This window comes from Pseudomonas sp. 31-12, assembly GCF_003151075.1.
In the GTDB taxonomy this organism is placed as follows: domain Bacteria; phylum Pseudomonadota; class Gammaproteobacteria; order Pseudomonadales; family Pseudomonadaceae; genus Aquipseudomonas.
The window spans coordinates 976,593-991,666 of the sequence record NZ_CP029482.1; the positions used below are offsets into that span (position 1 = coordinate 976,593).

General features: G+C 56.8%; 8 protein-coding genes, 2 tRNA genes and 2 rRNA genes. 6 read left to right on the plus strand and 6 right to left on the minus strand.

The annotated features are described in order from the left end of the window. Positions 1–5: 5 nt before the first annotated feature. From DJ564_RS04440 to DJ564_RS04465, 6 genes are all read right to left on the minus strand, one after another. A complete protein-coding gene (locus DJ564_RS04440; RefSeq protein WP_109627825.1) occupies positions 6–932 on the minus strand; it encodes an ABC transporter permease in 927 nt (308 codons plus the stop codon). Beyond that, positions 932–2,038: an ABC transporter permease gene (locus DJ564_RS04445; protein ID WP_109627826.1), complete on the minus strand. Its 1,107-nt coding sequence runs from the start codon at positions 2,036–2,038 to the stop codon at positions 932–934. Before DJ564_RS04445 ends, DJ564_RS04440 begins: the two co-directional genes overlap by 1 nt. Positions 2,039–2,049: 11 nt before the next feature. Further along, complete coding sequence (locus DJ564_RS04450) at positions 2,050–3,615, minus strand: ABC transporter ATP-binding protein (RefSeq protein ID WP_109627827.1); 1,566 nt, start codon at positions 3,613–3,615, stop codon at positions 2,050–2,052. 532 nt (positions 3,616–4,147) lie between these two features. Continuing rightward, positions 4,148–4,729 carry a YigZ family protein gene (locus DJ564_RS04455; protein ID WP_109627828.1) on the minus strand — a complete coding sequence of 194 codons (582 nt, stop codon included), beginning with the start codon at positions 4,727–4,729 and terminating at the stop codon, positions 4,148–4,150. A gap of 7 nt (positions 4,730–4,736) precedes the next feature. Beyond that, complete coding sequence (locus DJ564_RS04460) at positions 4,737–5,387, minus strand: TetR/AcrR family transcriptional regulator (RefSeq protein WP_109627829.1); 651 nt, start codon at positions 5,385–5,387, stop codon at positions 4,737–4,739. Between the two features lie 86 nt (positions 5,388–5,473). Then, entirely contained in the window at positions 5,474–6,394 is a 921-nt protein-coding gene (locus DJ564_RS04465) for a LysR family transcriptional regulator (protein WP_109627830.1), read from the minus strand. Between the two features lie 138 nt (positions 6,395–6,532). Here DJ564_RS04465 and DJ564_RS04470 point away from each other — a divergent pair, with 138 nt between their 5' ends. The 6 genes from DJ564_RS04470 to DJ564_RS04500 all read left to right on the plus strand — a co-directional run bounded on the left by DJ564_RS04470 (position 6,533) and on the right by DJ564_RS04500 (position 15,011). Next, entirely contained in the window at positions 6,533–7,882 is a 1,350-nt protein-coding gene (locus tag DJ564_RS04470; protein WP_109627831.1) for an aspartate aminotransferase family protein, read from the plus strand. 65 nt (positions 7,883–7,947) lie between these two features. Continuing rightward, complete coding sequence (locus tag DJ564_RS04475; protein ID WP_109627832.1) at positions 7,948–9,441, plus strand: CoA-acylating methylmalonate-semialdehyde dehydrogenase; 1,494 nt, start codon at positions 7,948–7,950, stop codon at positions 9,439–9,441. 626 nt (positions 9,442–10,067) lie between these two features. Continuing rightward, a 16S ribosomal RNA gene (locus DJ564_RS04485) occupies positions 10,068–11,606 on the plus strand. A gap of 83 nt (positions 11,607–11,689) precedes the next feature. After that, positions 11,690–11,766 (plus strand) — tRNA-Ile (locus DJ564_RS04490). 27 nt (positions 11,767–11,793) lie between these two features. Next, positions 11,794–11,869, plus strand: a tRNA-Ala gene (locus DJ564_RS04495). 250 nt (positions 11,870–12,119) lie between these two features. Further along, positions 12,120–15,011: ribosomal RNA gene (locus tag DJ564_RS04500) — 23S ribosomal RNA — on the plus strand. The 16S and 23S rRNA genes sit together here with 2 tRNA genes alongside, the layout of an rRNA operon. Positions 15,012–15,074 lie beyond the last annotated feature (63 nt).

Below are 15,074 nucleotides of genomic sequence, written 5' to 3' on the forward strand. Positions count from 1 at the left end.
AACCACTAATGCCCAGCCCGCCACGGCTGCCCCAACGACACCGGCGCATACAACCGCGTGCGCACCGCATCCCGCGACAACAACACCAACACCACAATCGTCGCGACATACGGCAGCATTGCCAGCAGGCTCGACGGAATCGCCAGCCCCAATCCCTGCGCCACCAGGTGCAGGATGCTGGCGAGCCCGAACAGGTACGCCCCGAGCAACAATCGCCACACCCGCCAACTGGCAAACACCACCAGCGCCAAGGCAATCCAGCCACGCCCGGCGCTCATGTTTTCTGCCCACATCGGCGTATAGGCCAGCGACAAATACGCGCCCGCCAAACCCGCCATCGCGCCGCCAAACAGCACCGCCAAGGTGCGCACGCCCAACACCGGCAAACCCATGGCGCTGGCCGCCTCCGGGCTTTCCCCGACGGCCTGAATGATCAGCCCGACACGACTTTTCAGAATCACCCACGCCACCAGCGCAAACAACGCGAACGACAGATACACCAGCAAATCCTGCGCAAACAGCATCCGCCCGATCAGCGGAATCTCACTCAACCAGGGAATCGCCACCGGCTCGAAACCCGCCAGCGGTTTACCGACCCATGCCGCGCCGACAAACGTCGACAGGCCCACACCAAAAATCGTCAACGCCAATCCGGTGGCCACCTGATTGGCGTTGAACACCAGTGCCACCAAGGCAAACAACGACGACAACAGCATTCCGGCAAGCATCGCCAGCAATACGCCGAGCCACAGGTTGCCGCTGTTCAGCGCGACGATAAAACCGATCACCGCGCCAAACAGCATCATGCCTTCCTGACCCAGATTCAGGACGCCGCTTTTCTCACAGATTAATTCACCGAGAGCCACCAACAGCAGCGGCGTGCCGCAACGGACCATGGCGTAGAAAATATTGCTCAGCAGATCGATATCCATCACAGGGCTCCTGCGTGTACGGCGGTGGCTTGCGCGCGGCGAGTCCAGCGCAGGTTCAAACGTGGCCGGTAGAGAATCAGTACGTCACTGGCCAGCAGGAAAAACAGCATCATTCCCTGGAACAATTGCGTGATCGCTTGCGGCAAGTTCATGCTCATCTGCGCGCTCTCGCCGCCGATGTACAGCAACGCCATCAACAGGCTGGAAAACAGAATGCCGATGGGGTTGAGTCGCCCGAGAAACGCCACCGTGATCGCGGCATAGCCATAACCCGGCGAGACTTGCGGCACCAGTTGGCCGATCGGCCCGGTGACTTCACACACCCCGGCCAGCCCCGCCAATCCGCCGCTGATCAGCAGCGCCAGCCAGATCAGCCGCTTCTCGCGAAACCCGACAAAACCTGCCGCGCGCTTGTCGAGTCCGAGCACTTTGATCTGGAAGCCGACAAAGCTTTTCTGCAACAGAACCCAGACCGCTACCAACGCCAGCAGAGCGAAATACACCCCGGCGTGAACCCGGCCGTCCTCCATCAGAAGCGGCAAGCGGCTGGCATCGCCGAACATCGCAGACTCCGGAAAGTTGAACCCGGCCGGGTCCTTCAGCGGCCCATGCACGCAGAACAGCAGCAGGTTCAGCGCGATGTAATTGAGCATGATGCTGGTAAGGATTTCGTTGGCATTGAAACGCGTGCGCAACCACGCCGTCAGCCCGGCCCACGCGGCACCGGCCAGGCTGCCGACGAGCAGGATCAGCACCAACGCCCAGCGACTTTGCATATCGATGATGTTCACCGCCAGTGCACTGCCGGCGAGGGCACCCAGCAGCAACTGGCCTTCGGCGCCGATGTTCCAGATCCGTGCCTGATATGCCACGGCGAGACCCAGCGCACCAAGCAGAATCGGCAACGCTTTGACCAGTAACTCGGAGACGCCATACAAGTCGCTGACCGGTGCGATCAGCAAGGTGTGCAGCGTGAGCAGCGGATCGTGGCCCAGCGCAATAAACAGCAGCGAGCCGCAGCCCAATGTCAGGACCGCGGCCAGCAACGGTGAGCACCACAGCATCAGCCGTGATTGCTGGCCACGGGGTTCGAGAGAAAGCAGCATGTGAAACTCCGTTAAACCGTTGCGGATGTGAGAGGTTGAGGGGTGTCGAACTGTCCGGCCATCCAGCCGCCGACGTCGATCAGGCGCGTGTCGACCGTGGCCCTGAGTGGCGACAGGCGCCCGCTGCACAAGGCACCGAGCCGGTCGCTGATCTGGAACAATTCGTCGAGGTCTTCGCTGATCACCAGGATCGCCGCGCCGGCATCGCGCAAGGCAATCAATGCACGGTGAATGGTGGCGGCGGCGCCGACGTCCACGCCCCAGGTCGGGTGCGCGGCCACCAGTAATTTCGGTTGCTGAAGGATCTCGCGGCCGAGAATGAATTTCTGCAAATTGCCGCCGGACAGGCTGCGGGCCGGCGCTTGGGTATCGGGTGTCTTCACACCAAAGCGGCGGATGATTTCTGCCGCCAGCGCCTCGACTTTGGCGCGCTGAATCAGCCCGTTGCTGATCAGTCCTTGTTGAAATGCGGTGAGCAGGGCGTTGTCGGCGAGGCTCAACTCAGGCACTGCGCCGTGGCCCAGTCGCTCGGCGGGAACGAAGGCGAGGCCGAGTTTGCGTCGTGCATCGGGGTGTAAATCGGCGACCGGTTGCCCGCCGAAACGAATAGTCGCGCTGTCATTTCGGATCAGTCGTTCTTCGCCGCTGAGCAATGCCAGCAACTCATCCTGGCCATTGCCTGCAACGCCGGCGATACCGACGATTTCGCCGCTGCGTACTTCGAGGTCAATGTCCGTCAGGGAGCAGCCGAACGGGTCCGGGTTGTGCCAGGACAACCCGTTCACGTTTAGAAACGCATCACCGCCGATCACCTTCGGATAGTCGGTAATCAGCTCGGCAGCTTCCCCAACCATCAACCTCGCCAATTGCTGATCCGAACACTCGGCCGGCACGCAATGCCCGGCTACGCGACCGCCGCGCAGCACCGTGGCGCTGTGGCATAACGCGCGCACCTCGCCGAGTTTGTGGCTGATGAACAGAATGCTGCAGCCTTCGGCCGCGAGTCGGCGCAAGGTGGTGAAGAGGTCGTCGGCCTCCTGCGGGGTCAGCACCGAAGTCGGCTCATCGAGAATCAGCAGGCGAATGTCCTGCATCAGGCAGCGAATGATTTCCACCCGCTGCCGCTCGCCGATCGACAGGCTGTGGACAAGTCGCTCCGGTTCCAGCGCCATGCCATAGCGCCGGGAGACTTCACGGATCTTTGGCTCAAGCTGTTTCGGCGTGCCGGCTGCCGCGCCCATTGCCAGGGCGATGTTCTGCGCCACGCTGAGGGTGTCGAACAGCGAGAAATGCTGGAACACCATGCCGATCCCCAGCGCGCGAGCCTGCGCCGGATTGCGCATGTTCACGCGCTGGCCTTGCCAGATCATTTCGCCAGAATCGGCGTGGGTAACGCCGTAGATGATTTTCATCAACGTGCTTTTGCCCGCGCCGTTTTCGCCAAGCAGGGCGTGGATTTCGCCGGGAGCAATGTTCAGGTCGATGGCGTCGTTGGCCAGGCAACCGGGATAACGTTTGCTGATTCTGTGCAGTTGCAGGCGGGGTGTTTGATCGGGGATCGGCACGGGGTTGGGCATGACAGACTCGGGTCGACAGGAGTTATGCCTGTGGATAAAGCAATTTCCTGGCCATTGAGTCAGGAAAACTGCAAATCCCTGTAGGCAAAGGCATTGAGGACGTGACCTCCCCATCTTTCGATTTCCGATCAGGCACTACTTGGGGGCAAAGTCCTTGATCAGGCTCTGATTTTGCTCGCCGGTTACTGGTCAAAAAACGAGCAACATGCGGCAGCCTATGCCGGATATAGGGCTGCGCCAGCCATGAACGGGTTATCCACAGGTTGTTCCACAGTATTTGTGCGCAAGCTGAAAGCACGGGCATAAGCACCGTGTGGCTATCTTCTAAAGGTGATAACCGCCGCTAACTGGTTGTTTTTTCGCTGAAAAAGTCGTCGGCGTGGAAAATTGGACGAAAAATGAGCAAAGCCCGCAAAGCCGCATGACAGAAGGGTTACAGCTGGATATGCGCAGGTTATCCACAGCCGGGTGCACAGCAGATGTGGGCAAGTGAACAGGCTCGACTAAAGGGCAGTGAGCGTTGTTGGTGCGATCAGTGCTGCAACACAATGCGCCCGCGACTCCGGTCGGCCAGCTGCGTTTGCAAGGTCGTGATCTGCTCTTTGCCGATCGCCAATTGCAACTCCACGCCATTGGCGGTGAAGGTTTCTTCCACCACCAAACCGCCCACTTCCGCGACGCGCAGTTTCACCAGCGCCAACTCGCCAAACGCACAGGCACAGCTCACCGGCACACGGCTGATCAGCTCGACTTTCGCCGCGCCTTGCAGGCACTTGTTCGCGCCGCCGCCGTAGGCCCGGGCGAGGCCGCCGGTGCCCAGTTGAATGCCGCCGTACCAACGAATCACCAATACCGCGACCTGATCGCAATCCTGCGCTTCGATGGCCGCCAGAATCGGCCGCCCAGCGGTGCCGCCCGGTTCACCATCGTCATTGCTGCGGTATTGATCGCCGAGCTTCCAGGCCCAGCAGTTGTGCGAGGCGTTCAGGTCGCTGTGCTGATCGATGAACGCCTGGGCGTCAGCGGGGCTGGAAATCGGCGCGGCGAAAGTAATGAAGCGGCTTTTGCGAATCTCTTCGCGGTATTCGCAAAAACCGCTGAGGGTAAAAGGCATAAGAGTCTTAGATAGCTGGCGTGAGGCCGCAGCCCTTGAGGATGATGCGGATCAGGTTGTTGCCGGCGTCTTCCATGTCTTGCTTGGTCAGCTTGGTGCGGCCGCTGACACGGCAGATCTGCGTGGCGAAATCGGCGTAGTGCTGGGTGCTGCCCCACAGCAGGAAAATCAGGTTCACCGGGTCGACCGGGTCCATCTTGCCGGCGTCGATCCAGGCCTGGAACACGGCCGCACGGCCCTGGAACCAGGCGCGATAGTCCTGGTTGAAATACTCGGTCAGGCATTCTCCACCACTGATCACTTCCATGGCGAAGATTCGCGAGGCTTGCGGCTGGCGACGAGAGAATTCCATTTTGGCGCGGATGTAACGCGTCAGCGCTTCGGCCGGATCATCCTCGGCGGTCAGGGTGTTGAAGGTGCTGTCCCACAACTGGAGGATGTTGCTCAACACCGCCACGTACAAACCGAGTTTGTTGGTGAAGTAATAATGCAGGTTGGCCTTGGGCAACCCCGCATTCAGGGCGATGGTGTTCATGCTGGTGCCTTTGAATCCGTGACGGGCGAACTCGTCTTCGGCGGCTTTGATGATGGTCTCTTCGTTCTTCTGACGAATGCGGCTGGCAGGTTTGCCGCCGTGAGCGGGGACTTCAAAGGTCATAGGCACTTCCGAACAGGATAGGTGGGTGCAAGCAATGCGTTGATAGCGCACCCACAGGCATCAGACAAGTCCCGACACGATAAAACCTAGCGTGTCGCCGCCAGACTCTCCAGAAAACTTTCCAGCACCAAATGCGGGCGACGGCCCTTGCGCGTGACCGATGCGAGGCTCAGGTCATAAAAGCGCGCCTTGGGTTTCAGCGCACGCAATCGACCTTGCTGCACCCAAAGGCTGGCGTAGTGGTCCGGCAAGTAGCCGATGTAGCGCCCGGTGAGGATCAGAAACGCCATGCCTTCGCGGTCCGAGGCACTGGCGGTGCAATTGAGCGCCTGGTAATGCGCCTGGATTTCCGCGGGCAAACGGAAGGTCGGCGCAATGGCGTCCTGGCTGTTGAGGCGTTCGTCGTCCAGTTGCTTGTCATCGACATAAAACAACGGATGGCCGACCGCGCAATACAGCAGCGAACGTTCGCTGTAGAGCGGCTGATATTCCAGCCCCGACAGTGCGCTGGCCTGCGGCACCACGCCGACGTGCAAGCGACCGTCGAGCACGCCTTGTTCCACTTCGTTGGGCGCGATCATGCGGATCTGAATCTGCACGTCCGGCCCGCGTTCCTTCAATTGCGCGAGCGCATGAGTGATGCGCATGTGGGGCAGGGTGACGAGGTTGTCGGTCAGGCCGATGGTCAGCTCGCCGCGCAAATGCTGGTGCAGGCCGTTGACCTCGGTGCGAAAGCTTTCCAGTGCACTTAATAGCTGTAACGCCGAGTGGTAAACCTCACGTCCTTCTTCCGTCAGGGAAAATCCGGCGCGACCGCGTTGGCATAACCGCAGGCCGAGGCGTTGTTCCAGATCGCTCATCTGCTGGCTGATGGCTGAGCGGCCGATCCCCAGGACCGATTCCGCCGCGGAGAAGCCGCCGCATTCCACCACGCTGCGGAAAATCCGCAGCAGGCGGATATCAAAGTCGCTGACTTGTGCCAGTGGATCGGGACGACGAGTGCTCATGCGCAAATGCTCAAAGTTTAGTGTTTGGCAGACTGAACGTTAGAAGAGTTGGATTTCACCGACTTTATCCCCGTGGCAATTTAGCTGCAAGAACGCTTTTGATCTCTATGCCGCTTATTGCCCTGCGAGGTTTTGCCCATGAACTTGCCCGAAAACGCCCAGTCTCCTTTGGCCAGCCAGCTCAAGCTCGATGCCCACTGGATGCCCTACACCGCCAACCGCAATTTCCAGCGCGATCCGCGACTGATCGTGGCGGCCCAAGGCAGTTGGCTGACGGACGACAAAGGACGCAAGGTCTACGATTCGCTCTCGGGTCTGTGGACCTGCGGCGCCGGGCACACTCGCAAGGAAATCCAGGAAGCCGTCGCCAAGCAATTGGGCACCCTCGATTACTCGCCGGGCTTCCAGTACGGTCACCCGTTGTCGTTTCAACTGGCCGAGAAAATCACTGACCTGACCCCAGGCAATCTGAACCACGTGTTCTTCACCGATTCGGGTTCCGAGTGCGCCGACACTGCGGTGAAGATGGTCCGCGCTTACTGGCGCCTGAAAGGCCAGGCGACCAAAACCAAGATGATCGGCCGTGCCCGTGGCTACCACGGTGTGAACATCGCCGGCACCAGCCTCGGCGGTGTGAACGGCAACCGGAAAATGTTCGGTCAGGCGATGATGGACGTCGATCACCTGCCGCACACCTTGCTGGCGAGCAATGCCTACTCCCGTGGGATGCCGGCAGAGGGCGGTATCGCGCTGGCGGATGAACTGCTGAAGCTGATCGAACTGCATGACGCTTCAAACATCGCCGCTGTATTCGTCGAGCCAATGGCCGGTTCCGCTGGCGTGCTCGTTCCGCCGCAGGGTTACCTGAAGCGTCTGCGAGAAATCTGCGATCAGCACAACATCCTGTTGGTGTTCGACGAAGTGATCACCGGTTTCGGCCGTACCGGCTCGATGTTCGGTGCCGACAGCTTCGGCGTGACCCCGGACCTGATGTGCATCGCCAAGCAAGTCACCAACGGCGCGATTCCGATGGGCGCGGTGATTGCCAGCTCCGAGATCTACCAGACCTTCATGAACCAGGCGACGCCGGAATACGCGGTGGAATTCCCGCACGGTTACACCTACTCCGCGCACCCGGTGGCTTGCGCCGCTGGCCTGGCGGCACTCGACCTGCTGCAAAAGGAAAACCTGGTGCAGAGCGTGGCCGAAGTCGCGCCGCATTTCGAAAATGCGCTGCATGGCCTGAAGGGCTCGAAAAATATTATCGACATCCGCAACTACGGTCTGGCTGGCGCGATCCAGATCGCACCGCGTGACGGCGACGCCATTGTGCGTCCGTTCGAAGCCGGCATGGCGTTGTGGAAAGCCGGGTTCTACGTGCGCTTTGGCGGCGACACCCTGCAGTTCGGCCCGACCTTCAACAGCAAGCCGCAAGACCTTGATCGCCTGTTCGACGCGGTCGGCGAAGTGCTGAACAAAATCGACTGATATTCCTTTCTATATAGAGGCGCTCTTCGAAGGGCGTCTCGTGGACAACTTTTCAGGAGCCCCGCATGAGCCTTATCCCGCATTTGATCAATGGCGAACTAGTGACCGAAGACGGTCGCACGGCCGACGTGTTCAACCCGTCCACCGGTCAGGCCATCCACAAGCTGCCGTTGGCCAGCCGCGAAACCATTCAGAAAGCCATCGACTCGGCCAAGGCTGCGTTCCCGGCGTGGCGTAACACGCCGCCGGCCAAACGTGCCCAGGTGATGTTTCGCTTCAAGCAACTGCTGGAGCAGAACGAGGCGCGTATTGCTCAGTTGATCAGTGAAGAACATGGCAAGACCCTGGAAGATGCTGCCGGTGAACTGAAGCGCGGTATCGAGAACGTCGAGTTCGCTTGCGCCGCACCGGAAATCCTCAAGGGCGAGTACAGCCGTAACGTCGGCCCGAACATTGATGCCTGGTCGGACTTCCAGCCGCTGGGCGTGGTGGCGGGTATCACGCCGTTCAACTTCCCGGCGATGGTGCCGCTGTGGATGTATCCGCTGGCGATCGTCTGCGGCAACTGCTTCATCCTCAAACCGTCCGAGCGTGATCCAAGCTCGACGTTGCTGATCGCTCAACTGTTGCTGGAAGCCGGTCTGCCGAAAGGTGTGCTGAGTGTCGTGCATGGCGACAAGGCGGCAGTGGACGCGCTGATCGAAGCACCGGAAGTCAAGGCGCTGAGCTTCGTGGGTTCGACGCCGATTGCTGAATACATTTATGCCGAAGGTACCAAGCGCGGCAAACGCGTCCAGGCACTGGGCGGCGCGAAGAACCATGCGGTGCTGATGCCGGATGCGGATCTGGATAACGCGGTCAGCGCGCTGATGGGCGCTGCATACGGTTCTTGCGGTGAGCGTTGCATGGCGATCTCGGTGGCCGTGTGCGTGGGCGACCAGGTGGCGGATGCGTTGGTCGCCAAGTTGGTACCGCAAATCAAGGCGCTGAAAATCGGTGCAGGGACTTCTTGTGGGTTGGACATGGGGCCTTTGGTTTCCGGTCAGGCTCGCGACAAAGTCAGTGGCTATATAGAAGACGGCGTTTCTTCGGGTGCGTCGTTGGTGGTTGATGGCCGTGGTTTGAGCGTCGCCGGTCATGAGGAAGGCTTCTTCCTGGGTGGCTGCCTGTTCGATAACGTCACGCCAGAGATGCGCATCTATAAAGAAGAGATCTTTGGGCCAGTGCTGTGTGTCGTCCGGGTCAACAGCCTGGAAGAGGCGATGCAGCTGATCAACGATCACGAATATGGCAACGGCACCTGCATCTTCACCCGTGATGGGGAAGCGGCCCGGTTGTTCTGTGACGAGATCGAAGTCGGCATGGTCGGCGTGAACGTGCCGTTGCCGGTGCCAGTGGCTTATCACAGCTTTGGTGGCTGGAAGCGTTCGCTGTTTGGTGATCTGCATGCTTATGGTCCGGATGGTGTGCGTTTCTACACCCGTCGCAAGGCCATTACCCAGCGCTGGCCACAGCGTGCGAGCCATGAAGCGTCGCAATTCGCATTCCCTAGCTTGTAAGTAGAAGGGCAGAAGGCGAGCCCTTTGGGGCTCGGCCTTCGCGTTTTCGGGCTTTTTTGACCTATATGACAGAAATGTGAAAATAGGAGTTGACGGCAGATTCTGGAAGTCTATAATTCGCCCCACTTCCGGCGCAGTCGAAACGGAAAACTTCTTGGTAAACAAAGAGTTACGCAGTTTTCGACAGTGAGTTGCTTCAGGTCATCGAAGCCCAGAAGGAGTTGATCAAGCGGGTTTGTTTGGCTTGATTGACGGTTCGATCTTCTCGGTCGAAAGCGGAGAAAAAGAGGTGTTGACAGCAGCGAGTAACGCTGTAGAATTCGCCTCCCGCTAACGAGAGATCGGAAGCGCAAGTGGTTGAAGTTGCAAAGGAAACTTTGAAAACTTCTGAAAATAACCGCTTGACAGCAACAGAGGCTGCTGTAGAATGCGCGCCTCGGTTGAGACGAAAGATCTTAACCAACCGCTCTTTAACAACTGAATCAAGCAATTCGTGTGGGTGCTTGTGGAGTCAGACTGATAGTCAACAAGATTATCAGCATCACAAGTTACTCCGCGAGAAATCAAAGATGTAACCAACGATTGCTGAGCCAAGTTTAGGGTTTCTTAAAAACCCAAAGATGTTTGAACTGAAGAGTTTGATCATGGCTCAGATTGAACGCTGGCGGCAGGCCTAACACATGCAAGTCGAGCGGCAGCACGGGTACTTGTACCTGGTGGCGAGCGGCGGACGGGTGAGTAATGCCTAGGAATCTGCCTGGTAGTGGGGGATAACGCTCGGAAACGGACGCTAATACCGCATACGTCCTACGGGAGAAAGCAGGGGACCTTCGGGCCTTGCGCTATCAGATGAGCCTAGGTCGGATTAGCTAGTTGGTGAGGTAATGGCTCACCAAGGCGACGATCCGTAACTGGTCTGAGAGGATGATCAGTCACACTGGAACTGAGACACGGTCCAGACTCCTACGGGAGGCAGCAGTGGGGAATATTGGACAATGGGCGAAAGCCTGATCCAGCCATGCCGCGTGTGTGAAGAAGGTCTTCGGATTGTAAAGCACTTTAAGTTGGGAGGAAGGGCATTTACCTAATACGTAAGTGTTTTGACGTTACCGACAGAATAAGCACCGGCTAACTCTGTGCCAGCAGCCGCGGTAATACAGAGGGTGCAAGCGTTAATCGGAATTACTGGGCGTAAAGCGCGCGTAGGTGGTTTGTTAAGTTGGATGTGAAATCCCCGGGCTCAACCTGGGAACTGCATTCAAAACTGACAAGCTAGAGTATGGTAGAGGGTGGTGGAATTTCCTGTGTAGCGGTGAAATGCGTAGATATAGGAAGGAACACCAGTGGCGAAGGCGACCACCTGGACTGATACTGACACTGAGGTGCGAAAGCGTGGGGAGCAAACAGGATTAGATACCCTGGTAGTCCACGCCGTAAACGATGTCAACTAGCCGTTGGGAGCCTTGAGCTCTTAGTGGCGCAGCTAACGCATTAAGTTGACCGCCTGGGGAGTACGGCCGCAAGGTTAAAACTCAAATGAATTGACGGGGGCCCGCACAAGCGGTGGAGCATGTGGTTTAATTCGAAGCAACGCGAAGAACCTTACCAGGCCTTGACATCCAATGAACTTTCCAGAGATGGATTGGTGCCTTCGGGAACATTGAGACAGGTGCTGCATGGCTGTCGTCAGCTCGTGTCGTGAGATGTTGGGTTAAGTCCCGTAACGAGCGCAACCCTTGTCCTTAGTTACCAGCACGTAATGGTGGGCACTCTAAGGAGACTGCCGGTGACAAACCGGAGGAAGGTGGGGATGACGTCAAGTCATCATGGCCCTTACGGCCTGGGCTACACACGTGCTACAATGGTCGGTACAGAGGGTTGCCAAGCCGCGAGGTGGAGCTAATCCCAGAAAACCGATCGTAGTCCGGATCGCAGTCTGCAACTCGACTGCGTGAAGTCGGAATCGCTAGTAATCGCGAATCAGAATGTCGCGGTGAATACGTTCCCGGGCCTTGTACACACCGCCCGTCACACCATGGGAGTGGGTTGCACCAGAAGTAGCTAGTCTAACCTTCGGGAGGACGGTTACCACGGTGTGATTCATGACTGGGGTGAAGTCGTAACAAGGTAGCCGTAGGGGAACCTGCGGCTGGATCACCTCCTTAATCGACGACATCAGCTGCTCCATAAGTTCCCACACGAATTGCTTGATTCATTGAAGAAGACGATAAAGAAGCAGCCCGAAATTGGGTCTGTAGCTCAGTTGGTTAGAGCGCACCCCTGATAAGGGTGAGGTCGGCAGTTCGAATCTGCCCAGACCCACCAATTTTGTGTGGGAACCTGTAGAAATACGGGGCCATAGCTCAGCTGGGAGAGCGCCTGCCTTGCACGCAGGAGGTCAACGGTTCGATCCCGTTTGGCTCCACCACTACTGCTTCTGTTTGTTGAAAGCTTAGAAATGAGCATTCCATTGTGATGATGGTGAATGTTGATTTCTAGTCTTTGGATTAGATCGTTCTTTAAAAATTTGGGTATGTGATAGAAAGATAGACTGAACGTTACTTTCACTGGTAACGGATCAGGCTAAGGTAAAATTTGTGAGTTGCTCTTAATTGAGTATTATCGAATTTTCGGCGAATGTCGTCTTCACAGTATAACCAGATTGCTTGGGGTTATATGGTCAAGTGAAGAAGCGCATACGGTGGATGCCTTGGCAGTCAGAGGCGATGAAAGACGTGGTAGCCTGCGAAAAGCTTCGGGGAGTCGGCAAACAGACTTTGATCCGGAGATGTCTGAATGGGGGAACCCAGCCATCATAAGATGGTTATCTTAAGCTGAATACATAGGCTTAAGAGGCGAACCAGGGGAACTGAAACATCTAAGTACCCTGAGGAAAAGAAATCAACCGAGATTCCCTTAGTAGTGGCGAGCGAACGGGGACTAGCCCTTAAGTGGCTTTGAGATTAGCGGAACGCTCTGGAAAGTGCGGCCATAGTGGGTGATAGCCCTGTACGCGAAAATCTCTTAGTCATGAAATCGAGTAGGACGGAGCACGAGAAACTTTGTCTGAATATGGGGGGACCATCCTCCAAGGCTAAATACTACTGACTGACCGATAGTGAACTAGTACCGTGAGGGAAAGGCGAAAAGAACCCCGGAGAGGGGAGTGAAATAGATCCTGAAACCGTATGCGTACAAGCAGTGGGAGCCCACTTTGTTGGGTGACTGCGTACCTTTTGTATAATGGGTCAGCGACTTATTTTCAGTGGCGAGCTTAACCGAATAGGGGAGGCGTAGCGAAAGCGAGTCTTAATAGGGCGTCTAGTCGCTGGGAATAGACCCGAAACCGGGCGATCTATCCATGGGCAGGTTGAAGGTTGGGTAACACTAACTGGAGGACCGAACCGACTACCGTTGAAAAGTTAGCGGATGACCTGTGGATCGGAGTGAAAGGCTAATCAAGCTCGGAGATAGCTGGTTCTCCTCGAAAGCTATTTAGGTAGCGCCTCATGTATCACTGTAGGGGGTAGAGCACTGTTTCGGCTAGGGGGTCATCCCGACTTACCAAACCGATGCAAACTCCGAATACCTACAAGTGCCGAGCATGGGAGACACACGGCGGGTGCTAACGTCCGTCGTGAAAAGGGAAACAACCCAGACCGTCAGCTAAGGTCCCAAAGTTATGGTTAAGTGGGAAACGATGTGGGAAGGCTTAGACAGCTAGGAGGTTGGCTTAGAAGCAGCCACCCTTTAAAGAAAGCGTAATAGCTCACTAGTCGAGTCGGCCTGCGCGGAAGATGTAACGGGGCTCAAACCATACACCGAAGCTACGGGTATCACTTAGGTGATGCGGTAGAGGAGCGTTCTGTAAGCCTGTGAAGGTGAGTTGAGAAGCTTGCTGGAGGTATCAGAAGTGCGAATGCTGACATGAGTAACGACAATGGGTGTGAAAAACACCCACGCCGAAAGACCAAGGTTTCCTGCGCAACGTTAATCGACGCAGGGTTAGTCGGTCCCTAAGGCGAGGCTGAAAAGCGTAGTCGATGGAAAACAGGTTAATATTCCTGTACTTCTGGTTATTGCGATGGAGGGACGGAGAAGGCTAGGCCAGCTTGGCGTTGGTTGTCCAAGTTTAAGGTGGTAGGCTGGAATCTTAGGTAAATCCGGGATTCTAAGGCCGAGAGCTGATGACGAGTGTTCTTTTAGAACACGAAGTGGTTGATGCCATGCTTCCAAGAAAAGCTTCTAAGCTTCAGGTAACCAGGAACCGTACCCCAAACCGACACAGGTGGTTGGGTAGAGAATACCAAGGCGCTTGAGAGAACTCGGGTGAAGGAACTAGGCAAAATGGCACCGTAACTTCGGGAGAAGGTGCGCCGGTGAGGGTGAAGCATTTACTGCGTAAGCCCATGCCGGTCGAAGATACCAGGCCGCTGCGACTGTTTATTAAAAACACAGCACTCTGCAAACACGAAAGTGGACGTATAGGGTGTGACGCCTGCCCGGTGCCGGAAGGTTAATTGATGGGGTTAGCTAACGCGAAGCTCTTGATCGAAGCCCCGGTAAACGGCGGCCGTAACTATAACGGTCCTAAGGTAGCGAAATTCCTTGTCGGGTAAGTTCCGACCTGCACGAATGGCGTAACGATGGCGGCGCTGTCTCCACCCGAGACTCAGTGAAATTGAAATCGCTGTGAAGATGCAGTGTATCCGCGGCTAGACGGAAAGACCCCGTGAACCTTTACTATAGCTTTGCACTGGACTTTGAATTTGCTTGTGTAGGATAGGTGGGAGGCTTTGAAGCGTGGACGCCAGTTCGCGTGGAGCCAACCTTGAAATACCACCCTGGCAACTTTGAGGTTCTAACTCAGGTCCGTTATCCGGATCGAGGACAGTGTATGGTGGGTAGTTTGACTGGGGCGGTCTCCTCCTAAAGAGTAACGGAGGAGTACGAAGGTGCGCTCAGACCGGTCGGAAATCGGTCGTAGAGTATAAAGGCAAAAGCGCGCTTGACTGCGAGACAGACACGTCGAGCAGGTACGAAAGTAGGTCTTAGTGATCCGGTGGTTCTGTATGGAAGGGCCATCGCTCAACGGATAAAAGGTACTCCGGGGATAACAGGCTGATACCGCCCAAGAGTTCATATCGACGGCGGTGTTTGGCACCTCGATGTCGGCTCATCACATCCTGGGGCTGAAGCCGGTCCCAAGGGTATGGCTGTTCGCCATTTAAAGTGGTACGCGAGCTGGGTTTAGAACGTCGTGAGACAGTTCGGTCCCTATCTGCCGTGGACGTTTGAGATTTGAGAGGGGCTGCTCCTAGTACGAGAGGACCGGAGTGGACGAACCTCTGGTGTTCCGGTTGTCACGCCAGTGGCATTGCCGGGTAGCTATGTTCGGAATAGATAACCGCTGAAAGCATCTAAGCGGGAAACTAGCCTCAAGATGAGATCTCACTGGGACCTTGAGTCCCCTGAAGGGCCGTCGAAGACTACGACGTTGATAGGTTGGGTGTGTAAGCGCTGTGAGGCGTTGAGCTAACCAATACTAATTGCCCGTGAGGCTTGACCATATAACACCCAAGCAATTTGCTTGCTTCGAGCCCAAAGGCGAAAGAGCACCAGATTGCGGTGTG

What these genes read in the sequence shown, in the direction of transcription:
- DJ564_RS04475 (WP_109627832.1), top strand. Translation starts at nt 7,948, where the DNA reads ATGAGCCTTATCCCGCATTTGATCAATGGCGAACTAGTGACCGAAGAC.
- DJ564_RS04470 (WP_109627831.1), top strand. Translation starts at nt 6,533, where the DNA reads ATGAACTTGCCCGAAAACGCCCAGTCTCCTTTGGCCAGCCAGCTCAAG.
- DJ564_RS04445 (WP_109627826.1), bottom strand. Translation starts at nt 2,038, where the DNA reads ATGCTGCTTTCTCTCGAACCCCGTGGCCAGCAATCACGGCTGATGCTG.
- DJ564_RS04440 (WP_109627825.1), bottom strand. Translation starts at nt 932, where the DNA reads ATGGATATCGATCTGCTGAGCAATATTTTCTACGCCATGGTCCGTTGC.
- DJ564_RS04460 (WP_109627829.1), bottom strand. Translation starts at nt 5,387, where the DNA reads ATGACCTTTGAAGTCCCCGCTCACGGCGGCAAACCTGCCAGCCGCATT.
- DJ564_RS04455 (WP_109627828.1), bottom strand. Translation starts at nt 4,729, where the DNA reads ATGCCTTTTACCCTCAGCGGTTTTTGCGAATACCGCGAAGAGATTCGC.
- DJ564_RS04465 (WP_109627830.1), bottom strand. Translation starts at nt 6,394, where the DNA reads ATGAGCACTCGTCGTCCCGATCCACTGGCACAAGTCAGCGACTTTGAT.
- DJ564_RS04450 (WP_109627827.1), bottom strand. Translation starts at nt 3,615, where the DNA reads ATGCCCAACCCCGTGCCGATCCCCGATCAAACACCCCGCCTGCAACTG.